This is a genomic window from Archangium lansingense (assembly GCF_026626635.1).
GTDB lineage: Bacteria > Myxococcota > Myxococcia > Myxococcales > Myxococcaceae > Archangium > Archangium lansingense.
This window is the reverse complement of sequence record NZ_JAPNKA010000001.1, coordinates 8,990,358-9,015,208: the sequence shown is the minus strand read 5'-3', so window position 1 is coordinate 9,015,208 and position 24,851 is coordinate 8,990,358. Positions and strand designations below refer to the sequence as shown.

The 24,851-nt window shown below is 68.3% G+C and carries 21 protein-coding genes; 15 read left to right on the top strand and 6 right to left on the bottom strand.

Going from position 1 to position 24,851, the window contains the following annotated elements; all coding sequences use genetic code 11:
• Window positions 1-6 precede the first annotated feature (6 nt).
• Entirely contained in the window at window positions 7-1,263 is a 1,257-nt protein-coding gene (locus OV287_RS35690) for a linear amide C-N hydrolase (protein WP_267538506.1), read from the top strand.
• A gap of 230 nt (window positions 1,264-1,493) precedes the next feature.
• Here OV287_RS35690 and OV287_RS35685 read toward each other — a convergent pair whose 3' ends face one another.
• On the bottom strand, window positions 1,494-1,796 hold the full coding sequence (locus OV287_RS35685; RefSeq protein WP_267538505.1) for a hypothetical protein: 303 nt from the start codon (window positions 1,794-1,796) through the stop codon (window positions 1,494-1,496).
• A gap of 212 nt (window positions 1,797-2,008) precedes the next feature.
• Between OV287_RS35685 and OV287_RS35680 the strand changes: the two genes are divergently transcribed.
• Window positions 2,009-3,247, top strand: coding sequence for a hypothetical protein (locus OV287_RS35680; protein ID WP_267538504.1), 1,239 nt, complete (start codon window positions 2,009-2,011; stop codon window positions 3,245-3,247).
• A 58-nt stretch (window positions 3,248-3,305) separates the two neighbouring features.
• On the opposite strand, the gene OV287_RS35675 is transcribed toward OV287_RS35680, so the two are convergent.
• The 3 genes from OV287_RS35675 to OV287_RS35665 form a co-directional block, all read right to left on the bottom strand.
• Window positions 3,306-4,256, bottom strand: a complete 951-nt coding sequence (locus OV287_RS35675; protein WP_267538503.1) for a hypothetical protein — start codon at window positions 4,254-4,256, stop codon at window positions 3,306-3,308.
• A gap of 256 nt (window positions 4,257-4,512) precedes the next feature.
• On the bottom strand, window positions 4,513-7,137 hold the full coding sequence (locus tag OV287_RS35670) for a DUF4962 domain-containing protein (RefSeq protein ID WP_267538502.1): 2,625 nt from the start codon (window positions 7,135-7,137) through the stop codon (window positions 4,513-4,515).
• A 106-nt stretch (window positions 7,138-7,243) separates the two neighbouring features.
• Window positions 7,244-8,065 (bottom strand): mechanosensitive ion channel family protein, encoded by an 822-nt coding sequence (locus OV287_RS35665; RefSeq protein WP_267538501.1) that lies wholly within the window; start codon window positions 8,063-8,065, stop codon window positions 7,244-7,246.
• A gap of 373 nt (window positions 8,066-8,438) precedes the next feature.
• Here OV287_RS35665 and OV287_RS35660 point away from each other — a divergent pair, with 373 nt between their 5' ends.
• Window positions 8,439-10,385, top strand: a complete 1,947-nt coding sequence (locus OV287_RS35660; RefSeq protein WP_267538500.1) for a glycoside hydrolase family 15 protein — start codon at window positions 8,439-8,441, stop codon at window positions 10,383-10,385.
• Window positions 10,386-10,465: 80 nt separating this feature from the next.
• On the opposite strand, the gene rpmF is transcribed toward OV287_RS35660, so the two are convergent.
• Window positions 10,466-10,654, bottom strand: coding sequence for a 50S ribosomal protein L32 (gene rpmF, locus OV287_RS35655; RefSeq protein ID WP_047856808.1), 189 nt, complete (start codon window positions 10,652-10,654; stop codon window positions 10,466-10,468).
• A 251-nt stretch (window positions 10,655-10,905) separates the two neighbouring features.
• Here rpmF and plsX point away from each other — a divergent pair, with 251 nt between their 5' ends.
• The 10 genes from plsX to ribD all read left to right on the top strand — a co-directional run bounded on the left by plsX (window position 10,906) and on the right by ribD (window position 20,008).
• On the top strand, window positions 10,906-11,970 hold the full coding sequence (plsX, locus tag OV287_RS35650) for a phosphate acyltransferase PlsX (protein ID WP_267538499.1): 1,065 nt from the start codon (window positions 10,906-10,908) through the stop codon (window positions 11,968-11,970).
• A gap of 48 nt (window positions 11,971-12,018) precedes the next feature.
• Window positions 12,019-13,002, top strand: coding sequence for a beta-ketoacyl-ACP synthase III (locus OV287_RS35645; RefSeq protein ID WP_267538498.1), 984 nt, complete (start codon window positions 12,019-12,021; stop codon window positions 13,000-13,002).
• A 29-nt stretch (window positions 13,003-13,031) separates the two neighbouring features.
• Entirely contained in the window at window positions 13,032-13,964 is a 933-nt protein-coding gene (fabD, locus tag OV287_RS35640) for an ACP S-malonyltransferase (RefSeq protein WP_267538497.1), read from the top strand.
• Window position 13,965: 1 nt separating this feature from the next.
• On the top strand, window positions 13,966-14,712 hold the full coding sequence (fabG, locus tag OV287_RS35635; RefSeq protein ID WP_267538496.1) for a 3-oxoacyl-[acyl-carrier-protein] reductase: 747 nt from the start codon (window positions 13,966-13,968) through the stop codon (window positions 14,710-14,712).
• A gap of 105 nt (window positions 14,713-14,817) precedes the next feature.
• A complete protein-coding gene (acpP, locus tag OV287_RS35630; protein WP_047856813.1) occupies window positions 14,818-15,060 on the top strand; it encodes an acyl carrier protein in 243 nt (80 codons plus the stop codon).
• 77 nt (window positions 15,061-15,137) lie between these two features.
• On the top strand, window positions 15,138-16,394 hold the full coding sequence (fabF, locus tag OV287_RS35625) for a beta-ketoacyl-ACP synthase II (RefSeq protein ID WP_267538495.1): 1,257 nt from the start codon (window positions 15,138-15,140) through the stop codon (window positions 16,392-16,394).
• 117 nt (window positions 16,395-16,511) lie between these two features.
• Window positions 16,512-16,961: a ribose 5-phosphate isomerase B gene (gene rpiB / locus OV287_RS35620; protein ID WP_267538494.1), complete on the top strand. Its 450-nt coding sequence runs from the start codon at window positions 16,512-16,514 to the stop codon at window positions 16,959-16,961.
• Window positions 16,962-16,993: 32 nt separating this feature from the next.
• Window positions 16,994-18,250: a serine hydroxymethyltransferase gene (glyA, locus tag OV287_RS35615; protein WP_267538493.1), complete on the top strand. Its 1,257-nt coding sequence runs from the start codon at window positions 16,994-16,996 to the stop codon at window positions 18,248-18,250.
• Between the two features lie 78 nt (window positions 18,251-18,328).
• Window positions 18,329-18,826: a transcriptional regulator NrdR gene (nrdR, locus tag OV287_RS35610; RefSeq protein WP_267538492.1), complete on the top strand. Its 498-nt coding sequence runs from the start codon at window positions 18,329-18,331 to the stop codon at window positions 18,824-18,826.
• A gap of 6 nt (window positions 18,827-18,832) precedes the next feature.
• A complete protein-coding gene (ribD, locus tag OV287_RS35605; RefSeq protein WP_267538491.1) occupies window positions 18,833-20,008 on the top strand; it encodes a bifunctional diaminohydroxyphosphoribosylaminopyrimidine deaminase/5-amino-6-(5-phosphoribosylamino)uracil reductase RibD in 1,176 nt (391 codons plus the stop codon).
• Window positions 20,009-20,032: 24 nt separating this feature from the next.
• Here ribD and OV287_RS35600 read toward each other — a convergent pair whose 3' ends face one another.
• A complete protein-coding gene (locus OV287_RS35600; protein ID WP_267538490.1) occupies window positions 20,033-20,530 on the bottom strand; it encodes a PilZ domain-containing protein in 498 nt (165 codons plus the stop codon).
• 285 nt (window positions 20,531-20,815) lie between these two features.
• Between OV287_RS35600 and OV287_RS35595 the strand changes: the two genes are divergently transcribed.
• Window positions 20,816-23,950, top strand: a complete 3,135-nt coding sequence (locus OV287_RS35595; protein ID WP_267538489.1) for a serine/threonine-protein kinase — start codon at window positions 20,816-20,818, stop codon at window positions 23,948-23,950.
• Window positions 23,947-24,840: a sigma factor-like helix-turn-helix DNA-binding protein gene (locus OV287_RS35590; RefSeq protein ID WP_267538488.1), complete on the top strand. Its 894-nt coding sequence runs from the start codon at window positions 23,947-23,949 to the stop codon at window positions 24,838-24,840. The genes OV287_RS35595 and OV287_RS35590 overlap by 4 nt, the downstream gene beginning before the upstream one ends.
• Window positions 24,841-24,851: the final 11 nt, after the last annotated feature.

Here is a 24,851-nt window from a genome sequence, read left to right as displayed (position 1 = left end):
CCCAAAATGTGCACGAACCTGCTGATCGGAGTCCCCTCCAATCCCAATCAGAGCCCCCCGGATCTGACGAAGACGTTCGTGAGCGCGAGAGCGCTGGAGATGCCGGGAATAATCGAGCAGAGCGTCTACGTCATGCCGAGCAACCAGTCCTGGCCGCTGCAAGCGGTCAATCCCGTCGCGGCAGTCAAGGGGTGGACGACGCTCCAGTGGACCAATCGTTATGGCTTCGTGGGAATCGCCCCCTCCGGGAGCAATTGGACATCTCTGCCGACCTTCAACGACGGCATCAACAGCGAGGGGCTGTCCGTCGGAGGGCTGTGGCTCGCCCCCGATACCATGTACCCAGCCCTTGGGAGTGGGACGAAGGGGACCCAGGTGTCTTTCCTGGATTTTCCTGCGTGGATCCTCGGCAACTTCGCGTCGGTCGATGACTTCACGGCAGCCCTGAAGACGATCACCGTCGTGGGGCCTGCGCCGGGACAGCCGTACTATATCCCGCTGCACTACATCGTGACGGACAGCACCGGTCAGAGCGCCGTCATCGAGTTCATCGAGGGCAAGACCATCGTCTACCCGAGCACCAACGCCGTTTTGACCAACTGGCCGACCTATGACTGGCAGCTGACGAACGTCAAGAACTACTTCAATCTGACGCTCGTCGGCAACGGCACCTCCACCTCGGGTGCCGGCAATCCCGTCGGAGGCGGTCTGGTCGGACTGCCCGGGGACTCGCTGTCCGCCTCGCGATTCGTCAGGGCAACGATCCTCTCCCAGGGCATCAGCCAGCTCCCGGCGGATGGTACGGGTTGGCTGCCGGCGCCAGGCGTCTTCCCGACGACGCCGCCGTCGAAGAACCCGCCCGGCTTCGCCGGTTCGGAGCAGACCGCGGTCATGGTCGCGCTGCAACTCACGCAGATCTGCATGGGGACGCCGTACGGGATGCTGCTGCAGACGAAGGTGAACTCGCAGTCCACGACGGGCACCCCAGCCACGACGCCGCCCTCGTACACGACCACGTACGGCGACTACACGATGTGGACGAGCGTGCGCGATCACACCCATCGCAAGTACTACTTCATGTCTGCGTTCAGCGGGCTCCTCACGATGATCGATCTGAACTCGCTGAACTTCGCCACCACACCGGCGTACCCGAACGCCGCGAGCATCGCGGTCCTGCCCCAGGGGGATGCGCCGTGGAGTGTGGATGCGACGAAGCTGCTCACGCCGGCAATGGGTCAGGCGCCGCTCCAGAACGTTGGATGAGCTGACAGACCTACAGGCCTCCCATTCGTCCTGGCAGGTTGCTGAAAAAGCCGGTCGAAGGGGCTCGACGGACTGAACGGGCGAAGTAACCTCCCGGGCATTACTTGGGAGGTTACTCTGGTCGCGGGACGCACTACGGCAAGCGCCAGCCGAGAACCTTGACGGTCGTCAGCACGTAGGAGTCTTGCCCCACTCCCGGGCGCACGGCTGGAGGCCGCCGCTTCATCGGCTCAATGTTGCTCTTCGAAGAACCCTTCCGCAGCCAGGGTTCTGGCCGCGGCCTCCATGTTGGGCAACGTCACCTCCGTGAGGATGACGAGTCCCGGCTCCGCGAAGAATGGTCTCCCCGCCTGGGAGTCGTCCTCGAGAGTCTGGGCCAACCTCGTCACGTCATAAAACGTCATCCTGTGGCGGCTTCCATCCGCAAGCTCAGCCCAGACATGGCTGCGATACCCACGCATGGGGGTATCGACCTCGTCCCCCGCATTCCATCCGCCCTCGAATACCAGCCGAACCAATTCACGAGACTTCATCTCTCACTCCACTCAGAAGAACTCGACCTGGTTGAGGAATCGTTGGGCATTCACTCTAAGTTGCAGCCCTTCGTGTGTCAGCTTGCGGTGCTGACAGGTCACTGACAGGTCAGCTGTGGAGGCAGATGCAAGGTGCTGGCGTACGTGACGGCATCGCAACGGGTAAGGTACCGGCCGCTTCACGGGTGCTCCCTCTCTGCCCCAGGATCCCCATGACGTCGCCTGCCTCTTCAGCTCAGGACCCCTACGCCTCTGGGCTTCGCCTGCTGTTCCTGGGCGCGTTCTCCAGCTGCGTCCTCCATCTCGCCGCCCTCGTCTCATACGCGTTCTCGGTGCTGCAGCTGCTGCCCGCGGCCCTCCTTGCGCTTGGGCTGCTGAGGTTCGCGTCGCGCCTGGAGAACGAGAAGGTGCGCCGCGGGGCTGCGGCTTCGGTCATGCTCATCGGGGTCCAGGTCGTCCTCTTGCTCGGCTCCATGCTCCTCTCCGAGGGCACGGAGGGAGAGCGCGGGCTGGCAGACTCCATCCTGACCGTCGTCATCACCCTGGCGTTCGCAGCCTTCATCGGGGCCATGCTCCTGACGGTGTGGCAGGGGTGCCTGTTGCTCGAGGTCCGTCCTCCTCGGCCCCTCTTCCTGGCCATCGCGGGTCTAACGGCACTGGAATTCGGGGGGATGCTCCTGGCCCAGTTCCTGTCCGATCACAGCGCGCGGTCCACCGTGCTCGTCGCTCTTACGGCGCCGTTCATGGCCATCCATGTCCTGCTGGCGGGGACCTTCTTCCTGACCCACGCGGAGGTGCTCCGCACGCGGGCTCCCCAGCCCGAGGTGTCGGAGTGGAAGGCCGCGGCAAGCGGACTCACCCTGTGGCTCCGAGGCCTGTATGCGCTCGCCGTCCTGTCCGCCCTTTCGCTCTGGCCCTTCTTTTTCATTGCCGCGTTCTCGAACGTGCACCCCCTGGTGCACTTCACGTCGGTGTTCCCCATCCCCCTCGCCCTGATCAGCATGAGCCTCTTCCAGTACGCCCGTGTACCGGAGGTGTCTGGAGCCAGAGAGCCTGCCTACATCGCCCTCAGCCTGTTCGTCCTCGCGTTCTCGTCCTTCGGGTTGCTGGGCCACCCGATGCTCGAGGACCTACCCCTCGTGCTCAGCCTCGTGGCGATGGGCTTTCTCATCCAGTCCCTCATGCGGGCGGCGCCTGCCCTGGCCGACACCACGAGACACGTGGGCCGGATGCTCATCATCTCGATGGGCGTGACTGTGGGGGTGAGCTTCTTCAAGGTGCCGCGCGTCGGCCCCCTGAGCATCCTCTACTTCGTGGCGGGGCTCGCGAACCTCGTCTACGGGGTGCGCTTCCTCTTCCTGGTGAGCAGGCTGAGGTACCAGTTGGGGACGGCGCATGTTGCTGGCGCCGGTCCCCTGAGCTTGTCCCCACCCAGTGGACAGAGGGGTTAGGCTCCCCCTTCCTCCATACTTATTTGAGCCTGCCCGTAGTCCTACTGTGTCACAAACGTCAGTCATTGCTGGGCACCGCTCCGCCCACGAGAGGGACACACGCCTCGGACGTCTCCTTGCGCGTGCTATCGACGCGATGCCCGAAGAAGTAGCGCACGCCGGGCTCGAAGGCCGCAGCGTGTCCGGCGTCCATGAAGTCCTCCAGGATGGCCAGGGCGGCCAGCCGCTGCAGTCGCCCTTGCTCGTAGAACGCAGTGCAGTCGACGCCGGTGCTGGCCTCGAAGCACATGCGTTCCCACTCCATGCGCGAGCCGCTGGGCTCGCCCGAGCGGATGCGTTCGTGCAGGCGCCTGACCAGCGCTTCCAGGTCGAGCGGCAGGCCGGCCGTCACCGCCTGGTCGCGTGAGGCCAACCGCGACGCAACTTCGGCCGCCGCCTCGCGCACCTGCGCGGCATAGCCGGCACGGTCCAGCACCGTCATGGTCTGGGTGAAGGGCTCCGGATACGCGGGGTCCGGAACCTCCTGCTCCTCGGCGCCGTCATCGATCGCGCCCGGCTGTTCCTCCAGCAGTGTCGACAGGCAGCGCTCGACATGCCGTCGTGCATCCCTGTCAGTGGCCGCCGCATGCAGCCGCAGCAGGGGCTCCACCGCGCGCAGGCTGCAGCCGTTGCGCAGCAGGTCGCCGATGCTCCACTGGATGCCCAGATCGTCTGGCCGGGACAGGAAGCGCTCAGCCGTGTCGAGCATGAACGAGGTGCGCCCGGCGAAGCCGATCAGCTGCACGCAGGCGTTCCAGACCAGGGCCGCGTCGTCCCGCGCCATCAGGTCCGGCAGGACCTCGACCGCGCGCAGGTCGCCCTGGCGCACGCGTGCAAGCACGCTGCCGAGCACGGTCCAGGAGTCGCGGCTGGCCAGGTGTTCGGCGCTCGCGAGCGCCGGCGGCGGCTCGACGGAGAACTGGAAGCCACGCCCCAGCTGGAGGAAGGTTCGGTCGAGGTACTGTTTCACGGCGCTCAATTCTGCGTGCTGTGCAAGACGGATTGCAGCTCTTCGATCCTCGCGCAGGGCTCCCCCAATCAGCTCGACCGGCCTGTGCCCCAGCTCCACGCCGCACCGGCCAGAGACGCCGGAGGGGCACACTGAGGGCACATGAGGAACCGGGGGCAAAGGAAAAGCCCAGCAACCCCTTGAGATTTCTGGGCCTTCCAGGTTGTCCCCGACGGGATTCGAACCCGTCGGGGGGCGGGCACGGGATCTCCCGGTTCTAGCGCACGTGCGAACGCGACGGCCGGCGCCGCCAGCGGGCGAGCACTCCGCTCAGGGCGAGCAGGCCCCAGGTGAAGGCGAGCGGCTCTCCACTCGTGGCACAGGACAGGCCGGCGGGCCGGAAGCGGGAGGTCTCGGACTCTGGATCCTCGAGGGGCGGCATCGCCGAGCCGGAGCCCTCGAGGGGCTCGTTCTCGATGCCATCGGAAGTCGGGGACTCGATGCCGGCAGGGGGCGGGGTCTCGGTGCCGTCTGGAGACGAGGGGCTCGTAGGAAGCGGAGCGTCCACCATCCCCACCACGACGGTGTCTCCCTCACGGTGGAAGGGGACCTCTACGCCGTTCCAGAGGACGCGGGTGGCCTGGGGCGCATGAATGCGGGGCGAACCCTGGCCGTTTCCGGACAGCCGCAGCGTGTCGGAGGCGAGCCCGTCCGCTTCCAGCACCTGCGTGGCCTCGGGTTGGCTGATGAGAGTACGCGAGGCCTCGGAGAGGCTCGTGCCCTGGACCAGCAACACGCGGGTGGGCGTGGTGCCCTCGTAGCGCACGACACCGGCGAGGCCCGCCAGCAGCAGCCCTCCCGCCTCACGGCTCTGCCCGGGGAGGTCGTTGAAGAGGGCGTAGACGGTGGATGTCCCCTCGGTCACCTTCAGTCCAACCTCCGGGGTCCGAGCATCAAGCGCCTTCACCGCCGGGCGCGAGGCCCAGGTCGACTCCGTGGTGGGCACCAGGGCAGTGAGGAAGGTGACGTTGGCAGAGGCGGTGGAGGGCTTCACCTCGGCGTTGACGACGAAGCCGGTGGGGTTGAACTTCTGGATGTGGACGGGCCGCTGCTCGGTGAAGGAGACATCGAAGGACTCGGGCGCCACCACCGCGACGCCAAGGGCCTGGCCGTTCTCGCCGCGCCCATGGAGCCAGCCTCCCTCCCGGGTAGCGCCATTCATGAAGTGGCAGGACCACCGGTACACGTGGGACTTCGAGGCCTGCACCACGTCCCGCAGCACCACCCACCGGCGGTCGAGGAAGAGAGCATGACGGTCCCAGCGGCGCAGTCCCAATGCCGAGGCATAGAGCGAGGCGCCGTCGCCGATGGCGTAGCCGAAGTGCTCGCTGGAGCCGAAGAAGGGGATGCCGCCCTTGCGGTCGAGGTACCAGCTATAGGACGCGGCGGAGTCGCTCTTGTCGCGCACGCCCTCGCCGAGCTGGCCCAGGCCGTCGATGGTGAGCGAGTTGTGAAAGACGGTCTGGTTGGCGGCGGGCCCTGGTGAGCCCGAGTGGCCGATGTAGTAACCGGGAGCCTCGGGGGCCAGCCAGGAGCCCTGGCCGTACAGGTAGAAGCCGTTGTCGTCGGCGTGGTCGTGGCTGATGTTGAGGGTGCCACGCGGCTCCATTCCACTCTTCAGCCACTGCCACCCGGCCATGCCGCCATAGGGGCCGTTCTTGAGCGCGAACAGGATCGAGCCCTTGTCCCAGCCGCCGCGAAACACCGCTGCCTGCTGGTTGTCGCCGTACCAGTCCAAGGGCAGGGCACGCAGGTCCGTGGCGCGCAGGGAGGCGTCGTAGAAGAGGAACTCGAAGACGCGCTGGTTGAGCTCGGGCGCGTAGCTGCTGAAGGTGGTGCCGCGCATCCAGGTGTCCGCGGTGGCTTGGGCCACGGAGTCGCGGTAGCGCGTCGCCGCGTAGCGCAGGGGCATCAGCCCCATGTCCCGGCTGATGGCGTAGAAGTTTCCGTGGAGCAGTAGGGAGTGGTGAGGCCGCTCCGGGAGCTGGGTGGCGGCCAGGGCGCGGGGCATCGCCTTCACCAGGACCAGGTCTCCCACGTCCACGCCAGTGACGCGCTGGAGCGCGTGGACGAAGGGCAGGTACCAGCTCAGCCCGTAGGTGACGTAGCCGAAGCCCTCGTGCCAGAGGCCATCCGTCACCAGATCCAACACCCGCTTCACCTTGCGCGCATTGCCGGTGGCGAGCTCCATCCAGGGCCCGGTGGTGGCGTCCGGCAGGTCTCCCCGGGTGGCGAGCGCCGCAAGCCCAATGGCGGCATGGTTCACCCAGTTGTGGTTCTGCAGGTACTCGTCCGCCCACCACTCGCCGCCCTTGGAGGCCTGCATGAGGGCGTTGGCGTTCTGCTGGAGGGTGGTGCGGACGCGCGAGGCCTCGGTGGCAGTGAGCTTCGGGGCCACCAGATCGTAGGCCACCGCGACGCCTCCGAGCAGGTGCGCCTGGATGAGATCATGCGTGCCGTCGAGGTCGAGGTTTCCCCACGAAGAGACGATCAGCAGCCAGCTCCGGGCCAGCTCGAGGTACCGGCTGTCGGTGGAGAGCTGCCCCACGAAGGCGAGCACCACCAGCAGGTTGCCGACCTCGCGGCGGTCCAGCTGCAACGTCTTCCCGGTCGCCTTCCAGGTGACGAGGCCCGAGGGGGAGACGGTGCTGCCCAGGTAGCTTGTCGCGCCCTTGAACAGGGGTTGGTAGATGGCCTGATGGGTCGTCTGGGCCTTCTGGCGCAGCGACTCGAGCTGGGAGGCCTCGAAGAAGAGGCTGGGGTGTGTTCCCGCGAGCGCGGGGAGGGACACCAGCAGCACCAGCCAGAGGAATGCCCGCCCACGCGTGATGAAGTGCCTCATGCGGGGTGGATGGCACCCTTTATTCCGTCCAATTCACACACTGGGGCGGTGGAGGGCCCGCCTGCCAGGCCGGGGGTTTTCCCCGGTCCCGGATGTGCTCGGCGCTTCAGCTCGCCTTGGCGATGGGCTGCTGCGCGGGCTGCTGGGGCACGGCGTACCCGGAGGCCATGAGGAACTCCGCGACGGCCAGTGAGATGGCGGCCTGGGTCGCCCCGGCCAGGGTTGGCTTGCAGGACACGCCGACGCCCAGCACCGGCCCGAGCGCGGTGAGCTCCACCACGTCGACACTGGGAGCGGGCTGCTCCTGGATGCCGGGCACCACCGCCACTCGCTCCCGCAGGGCGCGCATCATCGTGGGCACGTCCACGCCGTGCATCAGCGGCACCTTGACGACGACCCGGCGGTGGGGGTGGTGGGTGAAGTTGATGATGTTGTCGCCGAACAGCCGGTTGTTGCCGACCGAGATGCGCAGGTTGTCGCCGGTGTCGATGGTGGTGGCGAACAGGCCGATCTCCTGCACCAGGCCGGTGGCACCGCCCGCGGAGATCTCATCGCCCACGCGGAAGGGGCGCAGCACGAGCAGGAAGATGCCCGCGGCGAAGTTGGAGAGCAGTCCGGACCAGGCCGTGCCGATCGCGATGCCCGCCGCCGCCAGCAGCGCGGCGAACGAGGTGGTCTCCACCCCCATCATGCCCAGGATGGCGAGCAGCAGGAGGATGGTGAGGGAGCCCGCGAAGAGCGACTCGATGTAGCGGATGAGCGTGGCGTCCAGCTGGCGCTTCTGCAGGCCGAGGTTCAGCACGCGCCGGAAGCCAGTGATGACCGTGCGGCCCACGTACCACAGCACCAGCGCGCCCATTGCCTTGAGGAGGAAGGGGAGGGCTTCCGTGAGGGCCAGCGACTTCAATTGATTGATGAGGGCTTCCATGGCGTTCCTAGCTGCGGCGGCGGAATACTGTTTGAACTCAAAACAACTATTAGAGAGCCTTCTGCAACTTACAGAAGCGGAAGTCTCTGAGAGAAGAGGGCTTGAGGTTTTCCAAGTCCTCAAAAAGCAAGGACCGTGGGCATCACGCGGAGGCCTGTGCAGGGGCCAGGCCAGCGCGGTCCGGCGCGTAAGCCCGCGGAGGAACGTGCTTCGGGAGCCGGAGGGGGAGCAGGGGGCCGTGCTGACATGACGGCTGGCACGTCAATCCGGGGGCTGACACGTCAGGCGGCGCGGACGTCTGGTTGGTCTCCACCCGGGTTGGCTTCACGGGCCGTGGGGGTTCCTACCCTTGGGGGAGGAGAGGGCAGCGCGCATGGACCTCTACAGTGCCGCCAAGCGGATGAGCCGGCCGTTCCGGTTCACGAATCCGGCGTCGTACCGGGAGATCTCCCTGGCCAGCCGGGGGCTGATTGGTGATGGCATTACCTGCGCCCTGGTCCGGCCCGATGGCATCCTCGACTGGCTCTGTTTTCCCCGCTTCGACAGCCCGAGCGTCTTCGCGGCGATCCTCGATGACGAGAAGGGCGGTTGCACCGGCATCACCCCGGCTGTCTGGCCCTTCGAGAGCCTGCAGCGCTACGACCCGGACACCAACGTGCTGGAGACGCTCTTCCGGGTCGAGAGCCAGGGGGTTGTTCGGATCATCGACTACATGCCGTGGACGAATGATCCCCGCGCCACCATCCACGAGGTGCACCGGCGCATCGAGTGCTTGGAGGGCTCGCTCGAGCTGGATGTCATCTTCGATCCGCGATTCAGGTACGGCGAGTCGGAGACGCGGCTGGACCGAGAGGGGCATGGACTGGTCGCGCGCGGGGCCCTGGGCGAGCGGATGGTGGCGGTCCTCGATGAGGAGGTGCGGTGGGAGCCTCGTGGCGCGTCAGGGGGGGTCCGGGCGAGCATCCGGCTTGGCCGCGGCGAGCGGCGCTGGATGATTCTGGCCTGGGACTCGGAGCATGCGGAGCCCGTTGCCGCGTATCGGCCCTACGAGCTGCTTCGCGCCACGCGCCAGGCCTGGCGGGAGTGGTCCCGGCAGCTCCAGTACGAGGGGCCCTGGCGGCACCATGTGCTCCGCTCGGCACTGGTGTTGAAACTGCTGATGTACGCCCCCACTGGCGCCATGGTGGCCGCGGCCACCACCTCGTTGCCCGAGTGGATTGGCGGGCCTCGCAACTGGGACTACCGCTATAGCTGGGTGCGCGACGCGGCCATGGCCGTGCGTGCCACCAACCTGATCGGCTACCCGAACGAGTCCCGCGAGTTCTTCTACTTCGTGCGCGACACGCTGAAGCGCGGCGATCCCCTCCAGGTGATGTACTCGCTGGATGGGGGCCCGGTGCCCGAGGAGAAGCTCCTCCAGCACCTGTCCGGGTTCCAGGGCTCGAGCCCGGTGCGGATCGGCAATGACGCTCGGGATCAGCTCCAGTTCGATACGGCCGGCGCGTTGCTCGATGCGGCCTATCTCTACGAGCGGTTTGGTGGCCGGTTGCCGCTGCGCACCTGGGCGCTGCTCAAGCAGGTCCTCCAGACCACCGCCCGCCGCTGGCGCGAGCCGGATCACGGCATCTGGGAGCCTCGCCGGGAGATGCGTCACAACGTGCACTCCAAGCTCATGTGCTGGTTGGCGTTCCAGCGGGGCCGGCACCTGGCCCGGCTCTTTGCCGAGCCCGAGCTCCAGGAGGCATGTGCCAACGAGGCGGAGCTCATCCGCAACGACATCCTCCGCAATGGCGTAGACCCTTCGGGCAAGCACTTCGTGGGCTTCTATGGAAGCAACGAGCCGGATGCCTCGCTGCTGCTGCTGCCCGTCGCGGGGTGCTTCCGGGCGTGCGAGCCGCTCGTGCAGGGGACGATCGACTGGTTGCGCACCGAGCTGGGGGCGGGACGATTCCTCCGCCGCTACCGGATGGACGATGGGGTGGCGGGTCCCGAGGGCGGCTTCCTCCTGTGCGGCTTCTGGCTCGTCGAGGCGCTGGCGCTGTCCAACCGGCTGGATGAGGCCGAGAGGGTCTTCATGTTCCACGCCGAGGCGGCCAACCACCTGGGGCTGCTCGCCGAGGAGGTCCATCCGCTCACGCGCGAGCAGCTCGGCAACTTCCCCCAGGCCTTCAGTCACCTGGGGTTGATCAACGCGGCGGCGCGCATCGATCTGGCGCTGCGGATGCGGGACGAGGGCGAGATGGCGCCCCCGCACCTGCTCGAGTCCGAGCCCCCTCCCATCCCGGGGAGTACCTGCCGGGACACGTGGCCCGGGCAGTGAGGGGGGACCAAAGCAGAAAGGCCGCCCCTCGGGAGGAGGGAGCGGCCTTCGTGCCTTCCAGTGGAACTGGAGTCAGGTAATCAGGCCTGAGCGCCCGGCACCGTCTCGCGGCCCTTGTAGTGGCCGCACGCCGCGCAAGCGCGGTGCGGAAGCACCGGCTCCTTGCAGTTGGCGCACTGAATCACCTGCACCGCGCTCCGCAGGTTGTTGTTGGCCGCCCGGCGGCGGTCACGACGCATCTTGGACGTACGCTTCTTGGGAACACCCACGGCTCACCTCTATCTCGTCACGGCCCTGGACCTCGGGGCTTCCCCACCGGTCCCGACCGGCAAAAGCTCGGAAGGCGGCGGACCCTAGCCGCTCGGCGTGTGTGAGTCAACGCGCCTGTGCGGGGGATCGCCGTGCCCAGTCCAACCCTGACCTGGATGCCCACATTCTTACGTCCAGGGGCCCGGAGGTGTCTACCTGTCTGCTCTCCGTGCTCCCAGCTCCAGAGCGTCCATGGAAGGATGCGCCCGCGATGAGGCTCGTCCTGGATGCGATGGGGGGTGACCATGCCCCCGCGGCCCCCGTGGAGGGGGCCCTCCTGTTCGCGCGAGAGCACCCGGCGCACGAGGTCGTGCTGGTGGGTGACCCGGCGCGTCTGCATGAGCCCCTGGCCCGGGCCGGGGGGCTCCCCCCCAACGTGCGCCTCCACCCCGCCTCCCAAGTGGTGGAGATGGAGGATCACGCCATCTCCGCCATCCGCCGCAAGAAGGACTCCTCCCTGCGGGTGGGCTTCGAACTGGTGCGCCGGGGAGAGGCGGAGGCGCTGGTGTCGGCGGGGCACTCGGGGGCGGTGATGGCGGGGGCGCTGCTGGTGCTGGGCCGTATCCCCGGAGTGGATCGCCCGGCCATCGCCACGCTGCTGCCAGCCCTCGAGGGGGCGGGTCGCTGCCTGCTGTTGGACGCCGGGGCCAATGTGGAGTGCCGGCCCGTGCACCTCGCCCAGTGGGCGGTGCTGGGCTCCGCCTATGTCCGGGCCCGCCTGGGCATCCCTCGGCCGCGGGTGGCGGTGCTCTCCAATGGGGAAGAGCCCTCCAAGGGGACATCCCTCACCCGCGAGGCCTCCGAACTGCTGCGGGCCTCGGATCTGGACTTCACCGGCTACGTGGAGGGCAAGGACCTCTTCTCCGGCAATGTGGAGGTGGTCGTCACCGACGGCTTCACCGGCAACGTGGTCCTCAAGACCTCCGAGGGGGTCGCGGCGGCCGTCACGGGGTTGCTGCGCTCGGCCATCGAGCGGCGCGGGGGCCTGCCAGAGAAGCTGGGAGCGTTGTTGCTTCAGCCCACCTTCACCGGTCTGAAGAAGGTGATGGACTACGCGGAGTACGGCGGCGCGCCCCTGCTGGGAATCGAAGGCGTGGGCATCGTGGCCCATGGCCGCAGCTCGCCTCGGGCCATTCAAAAAGCTCTCGAGGCTGCCCTGCAGACAGCCCAGGCGGGATTGCGCACGGAGTTGACGCGTTGCATTGCGGACGCCGCCGCCTGGCTCCCTGCCCGCCAGAGGGGAAAGGGGGCGACAGCCGAGGCCTTTTCCGATTAGAGAGCGCGCCCGAGGCGTTCGTGTCCGGTACACCCACCGGGAGTCCCCTTGGCACGCACGCAAATCATCGGTACCGGCTCGTACGCACCGGAGAAGGTCCTGACCAACGCCGACCTCGAAAAGATCGTCGACACGACCGACGAGTGGATCACCGCCCGAACGGGGATCCGCAAGCGTCGGGTGGCGGCTCCGGGCGAGGCGACCAGCGACATGGCCGTGCAGGCGGCCCGGCGGGCGCTGGAGATGGCGGGAGTGCAGCCGGAGGAGCTGGGGCTCATCGTGGTGGGCACCGTCACGCCGGACATGCCCATGCCCTCCTGTGCGGCCGTGGTGCAGGCCAAGCTGGGTGCGAAGAACGCCTTTGCCTTCGATGTGTCGGCGGCGTGCTCCGGCTCGCTCTATGCCCTCAACGTGGCGGACCAGTTCATCCGCACCGGCCAGGTGAAGCGTGCGCTGGTCATCGGCGCCGAGATGCTCAGCCGGGCGGTCAACTGGGAGGATCGCAACACGTGCGTGCTCTTCGGGGACGCGGCGGGTGCCATGGTGCTCGCGCCCACCGAGGACGCGGACCGCGGGCTGCTCTCCACGCACCTGTACACGGATGGTTCTTTCGCGGACATCCTCTGCATCCCGGGTGGCGGCACCAGCAAGCCCACCTGCGAGGAGGTGCTGAAGGAGAAGCTGCACACGCTGCACATGAAGGGCCGTGAGGTCTTCAAGTTCGCGGTGCGTGCGCTGGCGGACTCGACGCACACGGCCCTGCAGTCCAATGGGCTGCACGTGCGGGACGTGGATCACGTCATCTCGCATCAGGCCAACATCCGCATCCTCGAAGCCGTGCTACAGCGGCTGGAACTGCCGGTGGAGAAGTGCTGGCTCAACCTGCACGAATACGGCAATACGTCCTCCGCGTCCCTGCCCATGACGCTGGACGAGGCCAACCGGGCCGGTCGGCTCAAGCAGGGCGAAGTGGTAGCGATGATGGCCATCGGCGCGGGGATGACGTGGGGCAGTGCGGTGATGCGCTGGTGATGCGCTGTTGAAAGGGAGGGAGCAGGAGTATGTCGAAGATCGCGTTCGTCTTCCCCGGGCAGGGCAGCCAGGCTGTCGGCATGGGGAAGGACCTGTACGAGAAGTTCCCCGAGGCCCGGGCCGTCTTCGAGGCGGCCGACGAGGCGCTGGGTGAGAAGTTCTCCCAGATGCTGTTCGAGGGACCGGAGGCCTCGCTGAAGCTGACGGCCAACACGCAGCCGGCCATCCTCACGGTGTCGGTGGCGGTGCATGCCGTCTTCTCCAAGCGGGGTCCGGCGCCGGCCTTCGTGGCGGGGCACTCGCTGGGTGAGTACTCGGCGCTGGTGGCGGCGGGCTCGCTGCAGCTGGCGGACGCGGTCCGGGCGGTGCGCGCCCGTGGCACCTTCATGCAGGAGGCGGTGCCCGAGGGCGTGGGCGCCATGGCCGCGGTGATGGGCCTGGAGCCGGCCAAGGTGAAGGAGGCCTGTGACGCGGCGGGCGAGGGCCAGGTGGTGTCCCCGGCCAACTACAACTCGCCGGAGCAGACGGTCATCGCCGGCAACGTCCAGGCCGTGGAGCGGGCCATCGCCAAGGCGAAGGAGCTGGGTGGCAAGGCGAAGCTGCTGCCGGTGTCCGCCCCCTTCCACTGCGCGTTGATGGATCCGGTGAAGCCGCGGCTGGCCGAGGTGCTGGCGAAGGTGAAGGTGTCCGCCCCTTCCGTCCCGGTGGTGACGAACGTGGAGGCGGCCCCCAACAGCGACGCGGCCCGTGTGGTGCCGCTGCTGCTGGCGCAGGTGAGCTCCTCGGTGCGCTGGGTGGAGAGCATCCAGGCCCTCCAGGCGCAGGGCGTGACGCGCGTAGTCGAGCTGGGCCCCGGCAAGGTGCTGAACGGGCTCATCAAGCGCATCACCAAGGATATCGAGCTGTTCAACGTGGAAGATTCCGCGAGCCTGGAGAAGACCCTCGCGGCACTGGGAGCCTGAGATGAGCGCGTTCAAGGACAAGGTGGTGCTGGTGACGGGCGGCTCCCGAGGTATCGGCCGCTCCATCGCGTTGGCCTTCGCCAGGCAGGGGGCCACGGTGGTCTTCAGCTACGCGGGCAACGAGGCCGCGGCACAGGAGACCCTGGGCCTCATCCAGTCGGCCGGGGCCAAGGGCGAGGCGGTTCGCTTCGACGTGGCGGACTCCACCGCCTGCGCCAGCGCCGTGGAGAACGTGGTCAAGACGTACGGCCGCCTGGACGTGCTCGTCAACAACGCGGGCGTGGCCGTGGACGGCCTGGTCATGCGGGTGAAGGACGAGGACTGGGACAAGCAGCTGGACACCAACCTCAAGGGCGCCTTCGCGCTCATCCGTGCCGCCAGCCGGCCGATGATGAAGCAGAAGGGCGGCGCCATCATCAGCCTGACCTCTGTGGTCGGGGAGATGGGCAACGGCGGACAGGCTGCCTACTCGGCCTCCAAAGCGGGCCTCATCGGTCTGACCAAGTCCGTGGCCCGCGAGCTGGCCAGCCGCAACATCCGCGTCAACGCCGTGTCCCCCGGCTTTATCGGCACGGACATGACCTCGCACCTGGGCGGGGAGACGCGGGAGAAGATGGAGGCCGCCATCCCCCTGGGCCGCCTGGGCACCCCGGAGGACGTGGCCAACGCCGTCCTCTTCCTCGCCAGCGATGCCGCCGCCTACATCACCGGTGAAGTTCTGAAGGTGAACGGCGGCATGTACATGTAGCCAAGGGTTGGATCGGCGACGGTCGTGGGTTATACCGCGCCCGCCTTTACATAGGTCCGGGGAGTATGCCGGGCCGCCACGCGGTTCCTGGAGGTTTCATTACCTATGTCGACTCATGCTATCGAGGCCAAGGTCAAGAACATCATCGCCGATCAGCTGGGCGTGGGGGAGGACGAGATCAAGCCGGAGTCCTCCTTCATCGAGGACCTGGGCGCGGACAGCCTCGACATCGTGGAGCTGGTGATGGCGATGGAGGAGGAGTTCGAGGTCGAGATCCCCGACGAGGAGGCCGAGAACATCAAGACCGTCGGCGACGCCATCAACTACATCAACACCCACAAGAAGTAGGCATCACCGTAGGGCCGGGGAGCGCTGGTCCCGCCCAGCGTTCCATGGCAGCAGCGCGTATTTGAGTGGAGAGCAACGTGTCAAACCGTCGAGTCGTCATCACCGGCACCGGAATCATCACGGCACTGGGAACCGGGACCGAGAAGAACTGGCAGGCGATGCTCGCCGGCAAGTCTGGTATCGGACCGATCACCCGCTTCGATACGAAGAAGATCGATACGAACTTCGCTGGCGAGGCGAAGGACTTCCAGCCGGAGCAGTTCATCGACAAGCGCGAAGTGCGCCGGATGGACCTGTTCTCCCAGTATGCGCTCGCGGCGGCCGAGATGGCCGTCAAGGAGAGCGGCCTGCCTGTCGGGTCGGACGCGCCTCACGGCTATGCGCCCGAGAAGGTGGGCGTCATCGTCGGCTCGGGCATCGGCGGCATCTCCTCTCTGGAGGAGCAGCACCGCAAGGGGCTGGAGAAGGGGTTTGACCGGCTGTCTCCCTTCTTCATCATCCAGATGATCATCAACATGGCGCCGGGCCTCATCTCCATGCGCTATGGCTGCAAGGGTCCCAACTGGGCGCCCGTGTCGGCCTGCGCCACCAGCGCGCACGCCATCGGTGAGGCGTGGAAGTCCATCCGCCTGGGTGAGACGGACGCCGTTATCGCCGGAGGCTCCGAGGCCGCCATCACCGAGCTGGGCATGGGTGGCTTCTCGGTGATGAAGGCGCTGTCCAACCGCAACGACAACCCGGCGGCCGCCAGCCGTCCCTTCGACAAGGACCGCGACGGCTTCGTGATGGGCGAGGGCGCGGGCATCGTCGTGCTCGAGGAGCTGGAGCACGCGAAGAAGCGCGGCGCCAACATCCTGGCGGAGCTGGTGGGCTACGGTGCCAACTCGGACGCGCACCACGTGACGCAGCCGGCCCCCGAGGGCGAGGGTGCGGCGCGCTGCATGCGCCTGGCGCTGGCCTCGGCGGGGATGAACCCCGAGGACGTGGGCTACATCAACGCGCACGGCACCTCGACGCCGTTCAACGACGCCAACGAGACGAAGGCCATCAAGGCGGTCTTCGGCGCGCATGCCCGCAAGCTGGCGGTGTCGTCCACCAAGTCCATGACCGGCCACATGCTGGGCGCGGCAGGTGGCGCCGAGGCGGTGGTGAGCGTGATGACGCTGCAGCGCGGCGTGCTCGCGCCGACCATCAACTACACCACGCCGGATCCGGACTGCGATCTGGACTACGTGCCAAATCAGGCGCGTGAGCAGCGCGTGGACGCGGTGATGAGCAACTCGTTCGGCTTCGGCGGCACCAACGCGGTGCTCGTCTTCAAGCGCTTCAAGTAGAAACACCCCCCGCCACTCCCTCTCCCACCGGGAGAGGGTCGGGGTGAGGGTAGGGCGGCTTCCGGGTTGCCCCCGTGTCCGCCCGCCCCGTATCCGTCTGGAAGAGGGAGGGCTCACGTGAAGGTCATCATCGCGTCGGATCATGCGGGCCTGGAGCTGCGCCGTGAGCTCGTCAGCGCGCTCCAGGAGCTGCGCGTCGAGGTCCATGACGTCGGTCCCACCACGAACGCCTCGGTGGACTACCCGGACTTCGCCAAGACGGTGTGCAAGGCGGTGGCCGCGGGCGAGTACCAGTACGGCGTGCTGGTGTGCGGGACCGGGATTGGCATGAGCATCACGGCCAACAAGTACCGGGGCATCCGCGCGGCGCTCTGTACCAGTGAGTTCGAGGCGCGCATGACGCGGGCCCACAATGACGCCAACGTGCTGTGCCTGGGCCAGCGGGTCGTCGGAGTGGGGCTGGCGCGCAGCATCGTAGAGGCCTTCGTGGCCACGCCCTTCGAGGGCGGTCGGCACCAGAAGCGCCTGGACAAGATTCGCGAGGCCGAGTCCGAGGGCGGACGCTGAGGCCCGCATTCTCAACCGAGGAGAGCGTGTCCATGGAGAACATCCGTAAGCTGGCCGAGGTCGATCCGGAGATTGCCAAGGTCGTTCACGACGAGACGCGCCGCCAGGAAGAGGGCCTGGAGCTGATCGCCTCGGAGAACTTCGTGAGCCCCGCCGTGATGGAGGCGATGGGCTCGGTGCTGACGAACAAGTACGCCGAGGGCTACCCGGGCAAGCGCTACTACGGCGGTTGCGAGGTGGTGGACGTGGCGGAGAACCTCGCCATCAACCGGGCCAAGGAGCTGTTCGGCGCGGACTACGTCAACGTCCAGCCGCACTCGGGCAGCCAGGCCAACATGGGCGCCTACATGGCGCTGATGAAGCCCGGTGACACCATCCTCTCGCTGGATTTGAACTCGGGCGGCCACCTCACCCACGGCGCCGCGTTCAACTTCTCCGGCAAGCTCTACAAGGTCGTCCACTACGGGCTGACCCGGGACACCGAGACGCTGGACTACGCGCAGGCCGCGGCGCTCGCCAAGGAGCACAAGCCGAAGGTAGTGGTGGTGGGCGCCTCGGCGTACCCGCGCACCATCGACTTCGCGAAGTTCCGCGAGATCGCCGACAGCGTGGGCGCGGCGATGATGGTGGACATGGCGCACATCGCCGGCCTGGTGGCCGCGGGCGTGCACCCCTCGCCGGTGCCCATGGCGGACATCGTCACCTCCACCACGCACAAGACGCTGCGCGGCCCGCGAGGTGGCCTCGTGCTGAGCAAGGAGCAGTACTCCAAGACGCTCAACAGCCAGATCTTCCCGGGCATCCAGGGCGGTCCGCTGATGCACGTCATCGCCGCCAAGGCCGTGGCCTTCCGCGAGGCGCTCAGCCCCGAGTTCAAGGCCTACCAGCGGCAGATCGTCGCCAACGCCCAGGCCCTGGCCGAGGCGCTCAAGCGTGGTGGCCTGCGTCTGTGCTCGGGCGGCACGGACAACCACCTGATGCTGGTGGACCTGCGTCCCAAGAACCTCACCGGCAAGGTGGCCGAGGCGGTGCTGGACAAGGCCGGCATCACGGTGAACAAGAACATGATTCCGTTCGACCCGGAGAAGCCCATGGTGACGTCGGGCGTGCGCATCGGCACTCCGGCCGTCTCCTCGCGCGGGATGAAGGAGGCGGAGATGGCCACCATCGGCGCCTTCGTCGTGGAGGCGCTCGACCACGCGTCGGACGAGAAGCGGCTGACCAACGTCCGTGAGCGCATCCAGGAGTTCACCCGGAGCTTCCCGCTCTACGCTTCGCGGCTGAAGTAACCCTTCCTCCCTCTCTCCCTCTCCCTCTGGGAGAGGGTCGGGGTGAGGGCCTTCCCCTCGCTCCCGAGTCCCGAATTCATGCGTTGCCCCTTCTGCCAGGACGCCGAGAACAAGGTCATCGACTCGCGCGAGTCTCACGAGGGGTCTGTCATCCGTCGGCGCCGCGAGTGTCTGCAGTGCAAGCGGCGCTTCACCACGTATGAGCGGGTGGAGGAGCTCTATCCGCTCATCGTGAAGAAGGACGGGCGGCGGGAGACGTTCGACCGGGACAAGCTGCTCGCGGGACTGAAGAAGGCCTGCGAGAAGCGGCCGGTGTCGGCGGATCAGCTCGAGGAGACGGTGGTCGCCATCGAGCGGCTGCTGCAGGGGATGGGGGAGAAGGAGGTGCCCTCGTCGGTCATCGGCGAGGAGGTCATGCGCCGGCTGCACGGGCTGGACGAGGTGGCCTATGTCCGCTTCGCCTCGGTGTACCGGAGCTTCCGTGACATCTCCGAGTTCATGGAGGAGCTGAAGGACCTGCTGTCGGACCGGACGCGGGAGCTCAGGCCGCCGCGTCCCGCGGGCAAGGACGGTTGACGGGCGATGCGGCTCTTGACGCGAGCGCGGATGCAGGCACGGCGCACTCCCAGGGCGAAGCGCGCGGCGGACTTCGACCGGGCGGTGGCGGAGTTCTTCATGCGCCTGGCGCTGGAGGAGGCCGCCAAGGGACTTGGTCGCACCAGCCCCAACCCGGTGGTGGGCGCGGTGCTGGTGAAGGGCGGCCGGATCATTGCGCGCGGCTACCACCGGCGGGCCGGCACGGCGCACGCCGAGGTGGTGGCGCTGGAGGCCGCGGGAGCCAAGGCGCGCGGGGCGGACCTCTACACGACGCTGGAGCCGTGCGATCACTACGGGCGCACCCCGCCGTGCAGTCAGGCCGTGCTCGATGCGGGCGTGCGCCGCGTCTTCACCGCCTCGTCGGACCCCAACCCGAAGGTGAATGGCAAGGGCGTGGCTCGGCTGCGGCGCGCCGGTGTGGAGGTCGTCACCAGCGTGCTGAAGGAGGAGGCCGACAAGCTCAACCGGCCCTTCTTCAAGGCGGTGAGCACCGGTCTGCCCTACGTCACGCTCAAGGCGGCGGTGACGCTGGATGGCAAGCTGGCCACCGCCACGGGGGACTCGCGCTGGGTGACGGGTGAGTCGGCGCGGGCCTGGGTGCACCGGCTTCGAGATCAGGTGGACGTCATTCTCGTGGGCGCCACCACCGTCAAGAAGGACAACCCCCAGCTCACCACGCGGCTCGCAGAGGGTGGCGGGAAGGATCCAGTGCGCGTGGTGGTGGACTCGCACCTGCGCCTGTCCCCGAAGCTGACCGTCTTCACCCAGCGCTCTCCGGCACGCACCGTGGTGGCCACGCTGGAGGACCCCACCAGCCGCAAGGCGAAGCGCTTCGCCGCCGTGGGCACCGAGGTCTGGCAACTGCCCGCGAAGCAGGGGCGCGTGGACCTCGAGGCGCTGATGCGCCGCCTCGCCAAGGAGGGCCTCAACCACGTGCTGGTGGAGGGTGGGGCGGAGATGTACGGCTCGTTCCTTCGCGAGTCGCTGGCGGACGAGCTGGTGCTCTTCGTTGCCCCGAAGCTCATCGGCAGCGAGGGTCTGTCCTGGTCGGGCTCACTGGGCGTCAAGCAGATGGCCCGGGCGCTCACCGTGGGGAAGCTCTCCTTCGAGCAGGTTGGCGAGGACCTGCTCATCCGGGCCCGACTCTCCGAGCCGAAGTGACGGCCCGGGCGCGCGCGCGGCGGCTCAGGCGACGATGTAGCCGAGCGCCAGATCGAAGATCATCATCTCCAGCCGCTCGCGGTCCTCGTCGCTCACATCCACGAAGGTGAAGGAAACCCGCTGGGAGCCCTGCTGGGAGATCGGGGCGGACGCGACGACGCGTGCCCGGCCCACCACCGGCGCCTCCTCCTGTCCCGGCAGCCACAGCACGAAGCCGCAGAGCTCTCCCCCGGCGGGTGCACCACCCAGCATGCAGGAGAAGCCTCCGGAGGAGATGTCCAGGGTGCGGCTGCGCAGGGGGGCGGCGCGGAAGCTGACATCCACGTGCATCCCCTTGGGCACGCGGAAGTTGCGCCGGGCGCTGGCTCCGGGTTGCAGCTTGTGGCCCTGTGCCGCGAGCAGTGAACGTGCAAGCTGTTCGCGCGCCTCCAGGTAGAGTGCGCGCTCATCACTCGTGTGCAGCCTGCGGCGCGCGCGCTCGTGCAGCTCCCGGAAGTTCGTCAGCCAGACGGACAGATCCATACCCTTCAGTATAGCGCTTTTTCGGACACTTCCGGGCGCACGGGGGGCGGGGGCCTTCGTCACCCCAGGCGTCTGGATGGCGCTCTTTGGGCACAGGAGATTGAAGGCTCACTCGACCACTTCGGCAACGTCGCTTGGGCCGCCTCCGGTCATCCGCCAGATGAAGAGTCTGGAAGACCCGCTTTCTCCGGAGTCGTGAAAAAAGTACATTTTCCCTCCTACCCGACCCAAAGCGCGAGTTCGGATACCCCAGAAATCCCAGGCCCTGATAAATTCAGACGTCGGATGGGGTGCCCGGACGAAACGACGCTGAGTGACTTCCTGGTGGGACTGCTGCCGGAGGCTCGGAGGCAGGAGGTGTTGGCGCACGTGGAGGGCTGTACCAGTTGCCAGCTGGCGCTGGCGGCGGGCCGAGACTCCACGCCATCGGCCGGTGTCCCGAACGTCCCCGCGTCCGGAGGCATCGAGTCGCTGGCTCGGGGCTCCACCCTCTCCCGGTACGTGGTGCTGGAGCGGCTCGGAGCCGGGGCCATGGGGGTGGTGTACGCGGCCTATGATCCGGAGCTGGACCGGCAGGTCGCCCTCAAGCTGCTGCGCCCCGATGGCCGCCATGTGGAGGAGCTGCGGCTGCGGCTGTTGCGCGAGGCCCAGGCGCTGGCTCGGCTCTCCCACCCTCACGTCGTCGCCGTGCATGACGTGGGGGTGTGCGGAGACGGCATCTTCCTGGCCCTGGAACTGGTGGATGGCACCACGCTGGCGGAATGGTTGAAGGAGCCGCGGCCCTGGCGAGAGGTGCTGCGGGTCTTCCTGGATGCAGGGCAGGGGCTGGCGGCCGCGCATGCGGCGGGGCTGGTGCACCGAGACTTCAAGCCCGCCAACGTCCTCGTGGGCCGGGATGGCCGAGCGCGGGTGACGGACTTCGGACTGGCCCGTCCCGTCAGTCGAGGGGGCTCGCCGCCGGAGGCACCCTCCACTCTTTCTCCCTCGCAGGCAGAGGACTCCCTCGGGTTGCTGACTCGGACGGGCGCGCTCCTGGGGACGCCGGCCTACATGGCTCCGGAGCAGCTGGAGGGGCGCGGGGCGGATGCGCTCTCGGACCAGTTCAGCTTCTGCGTGGCCCTCTACGAGGCGCTCCACGGAGTGCGTCCCTTCGAGGGCGTGAGCCTGGAGTCGCTCGGTCGGGCCGCGAAGGAGGGCCGTGTGCGGGCGCCCGGGCGCGACACGAAGGTCCCCTCGCGAGTGAGGAACGCGGTGCTGCGGGGATTGCGGCCCCGCCCCGAGGATCGTTTCCCCTCCATGGAGGCCCTGCTGGAGGCGCTCGCCCTGCGTCCGAGCCGCGTGCGCACCTGGGTGTCCGTGTCCGCCGCCACCGCCTGTCTGGTGGGCGTGGCCATGGGTTACGTGGTGGCGCACCGGCGCGAGGTGCGCTGTTCCCAGGAGGTGCAGAAGCTCGACGCCGCCTGGGGGCCCGAGCGGCGGGACCGGGTGCGTGCGGCCTTCCTCTCCACGAACAAGCCCTACGCCACGGATGCATGGGAGAAGCTCTCCACCGCGCTGGATGCCCACGCCTCACTCTGGCGCTCGCTGCGCACCGAGGCCTGTCTGTCGGCGGGCGAGAGCACCTCCAGCCCCGCGTGGCAGACGTCCGCGTGTCTCGACGCTCGGCTCTGGCAGTTCGCCGCCGTCACCGAGGTGCTGGAGAAGGCGGACGCCCAGACGGTGCAGAACGTGCCGCAGCTGGTGGCCTCACTCGAGGGGCTCGCTGGGTGCAGGGACTCCCCGGCCACCTATACCCGGCCCCAGCCGCCCGAGGTGCTCCGTCCCCGTGTGGATGCCGCTCGCCGCAGGCTCGCCGAGGCCCGTGCCCGCATGGAGGCTGGCAGGCACGCCGAGGGCATCGAGATGACGTCGGCCCTCCTCCAGGAGATCGACGCGCTCGACTACCGTCCGTTGGATGCGGAGGTGCTCGTCCTCCACGGCCAGCTCCACGGCCATGCTGGCAAGGCGAAGGAGGCCGAGGACATCCTCTACCGTGCCCTCTGGGCCGCTGAGGCCGGCCGCGACGATGAGACGGTGGCGCGCGTGTGGGTCCTCCTCGTGTGGATCGTGGGAGATCAGATGGCGCGGGTGGGGGAGGCGGATCGGCTCGCCCAGCACGCCCGGGCCGTGGTGGAGCGATTGGGGCGGGAGCGCTTCCCGGCCATCGCCACGGATCTGCACTTGCGGATGGGCGGGGTGCGGCTGGTTCAGGGCAAGCTGGACCAGGCGGATGAGGAGCTCACCCAGGGCCTGGAGCTGTCGCGCAAGACCTATGGGCCCGAGAGCCTGCGCACTTCCTACTTCTTCTCCAGCCTGGGCCGGGTCCGCTCCCGCCAGGAACGGCCCACGGAGGCGCTGGCGCTGTACCGTCAGGCCCAGGAACTGCGGGAGAGCCTCTGGGGCTCCGAGCACCCCGCGCTCGCCCTCTCTCTCAGCAACATCGCCACGCAGCTCCTGTCCCTGGGTCGGCGCGAGGAGGCGGTCGCCACCTGGCGCCGCGCCCTGTTGCTCCTGGAGACGTCGCGCTCCCCGGACCATGCCAGCCTCGCCCCCCCGCTCAACAACCTCGGCGTGGCCCTGCGCGAGCAGGGCCGGTTGGACGAGGCCCGGCAGTACCTCCAGCGGGCGCTCGCCATCTTCGAGCGCAGCAAGGGCCCGGACCACCCCAACACCGCCACCGCGCTCTGCGCGCTCGGGATGGTGTCCTATGACTCCCAGCGGCTCGACGAGGCGCTCGGCTACCATCAGCAGGCCCTGGAGCGTATCCAGCGCACGCTGGGCCCGGACTCGCCGCGGGCCGCCGCGCCGTTGATGTACATCGGCATCGTCCAGCACCGGATGGGCCACCTCGATGAGGCGCGGCGCCACCTGCAGCGCGCAGTGCAGCTGTGGGAGAAGGAGAACGGCCCGGACAGCGCCACGGTCAACAACGGGCTGCGCCCCCTGGCCCGGCTCGAGCTGACGGCCGGTGCGCCGCGGAAGGCACTTGCGTACTGCCAGCGTGCCCTGAAGAGCGATGAGCAGGCGCAGGGCGCGGAGACTCCGGACATCGCGTTCGATCTCGCATGCATCGCGGAGGCTCACCTGGCGCTCGGGGACCCGACGCGAGCCGTGCCGCTGCTCGAGCGTGCCCGGAAGGTGCACGCGCGCGCCCCGAGGGATCCGCTCGATGAGGCGTGGGCCTCCTTCATGCTGGCCCGAGCGTTGGGAGAGCAGGAGCCGGCCGTGGAGCTCTCGCGTGCCGTCGTGCTGGCGGAGGAGGCCCGGGTTCAGCTGACCGGCCTGGGAACGCGGGCGCGCCTGGAGTTGCGCGAGGTGACGGACTGGCAGGAGCGGCACCCGGCCCCGTCCTCGGTGGCCCGGAAGGTGGAGACTCCATGAGCGGGACACAGGGGGCGAGCTCCCTCTCGGCGCTGCTGCGGGCCCAGGTGCCCCCGGAGCGGCTCACCGGGCTGGAGGCGGTGGAGGGCCTGGAGACACTCCTGCGAGGGCTCCTCGAGGCGGGGAAGGCGGCGTGGCCCACCGTCACGCTCGCGCCGGAGACCTTCGTGCGGCACCTGGCGCGGCACCTGCCTGGAGATGGAAGCGCCGAGGTGCTGCGGCAGCTCCATGGTGCAGACCTGTACCTGGCGTGCGCCTGCGCCATGGGGGAGCGCCAGGCCCTGCTCGCCTTCGAGCAGCACGTCCTCCAGAAGGTGCCCGCCCGGCTCGGGCAGATTCCCGCGTCCACCGCGGACGAGGTGCTGCAGGTGATGCGCCAACGGCTGCTGCTGGGCCGGGGGGACACTCCTCCAAAGATTGCCGACTACTCGGGCCGGGGCCCGCTGCTGGCCTGGGTGCGCATCATCGGGGTGCGCATCGTCGGCGAGCTGGCGAGTCAGGATGGGCGCCAGGAGCTCTTCAACGAGCCGCCCGAGACCCTCGCGCGGATGCTGGCGCCGGATGACCCGGAGCGGGAACTTCTCAAGGCGGACTCGCGCCAGGCGCTCGTGACTGCGCTGCGCACGGCCCTGGCGGCGATGCCCGAGCGGGAGCGGGCCATGTTGCGCCTGCACCACATCCATGGCCTCACCATGGACCGGCTCGCGACGATGTACGGAGAGCCTCGCTCCAGCGTTGCGCGCCGGGTGGTGCAGGCCCGCGAGCGGCTGCTGAAGCTCACCCGTGGAGAGCTGGCCTCTCGGCTGAAGCTCGAGGGCGTTGAGCTGGAGAGCCTCCTGGGCCTGGTGCGCAGCAGACTGGATCTCAGCCTCAACCGGCTGATGGATTGAGTGGGAAAGGA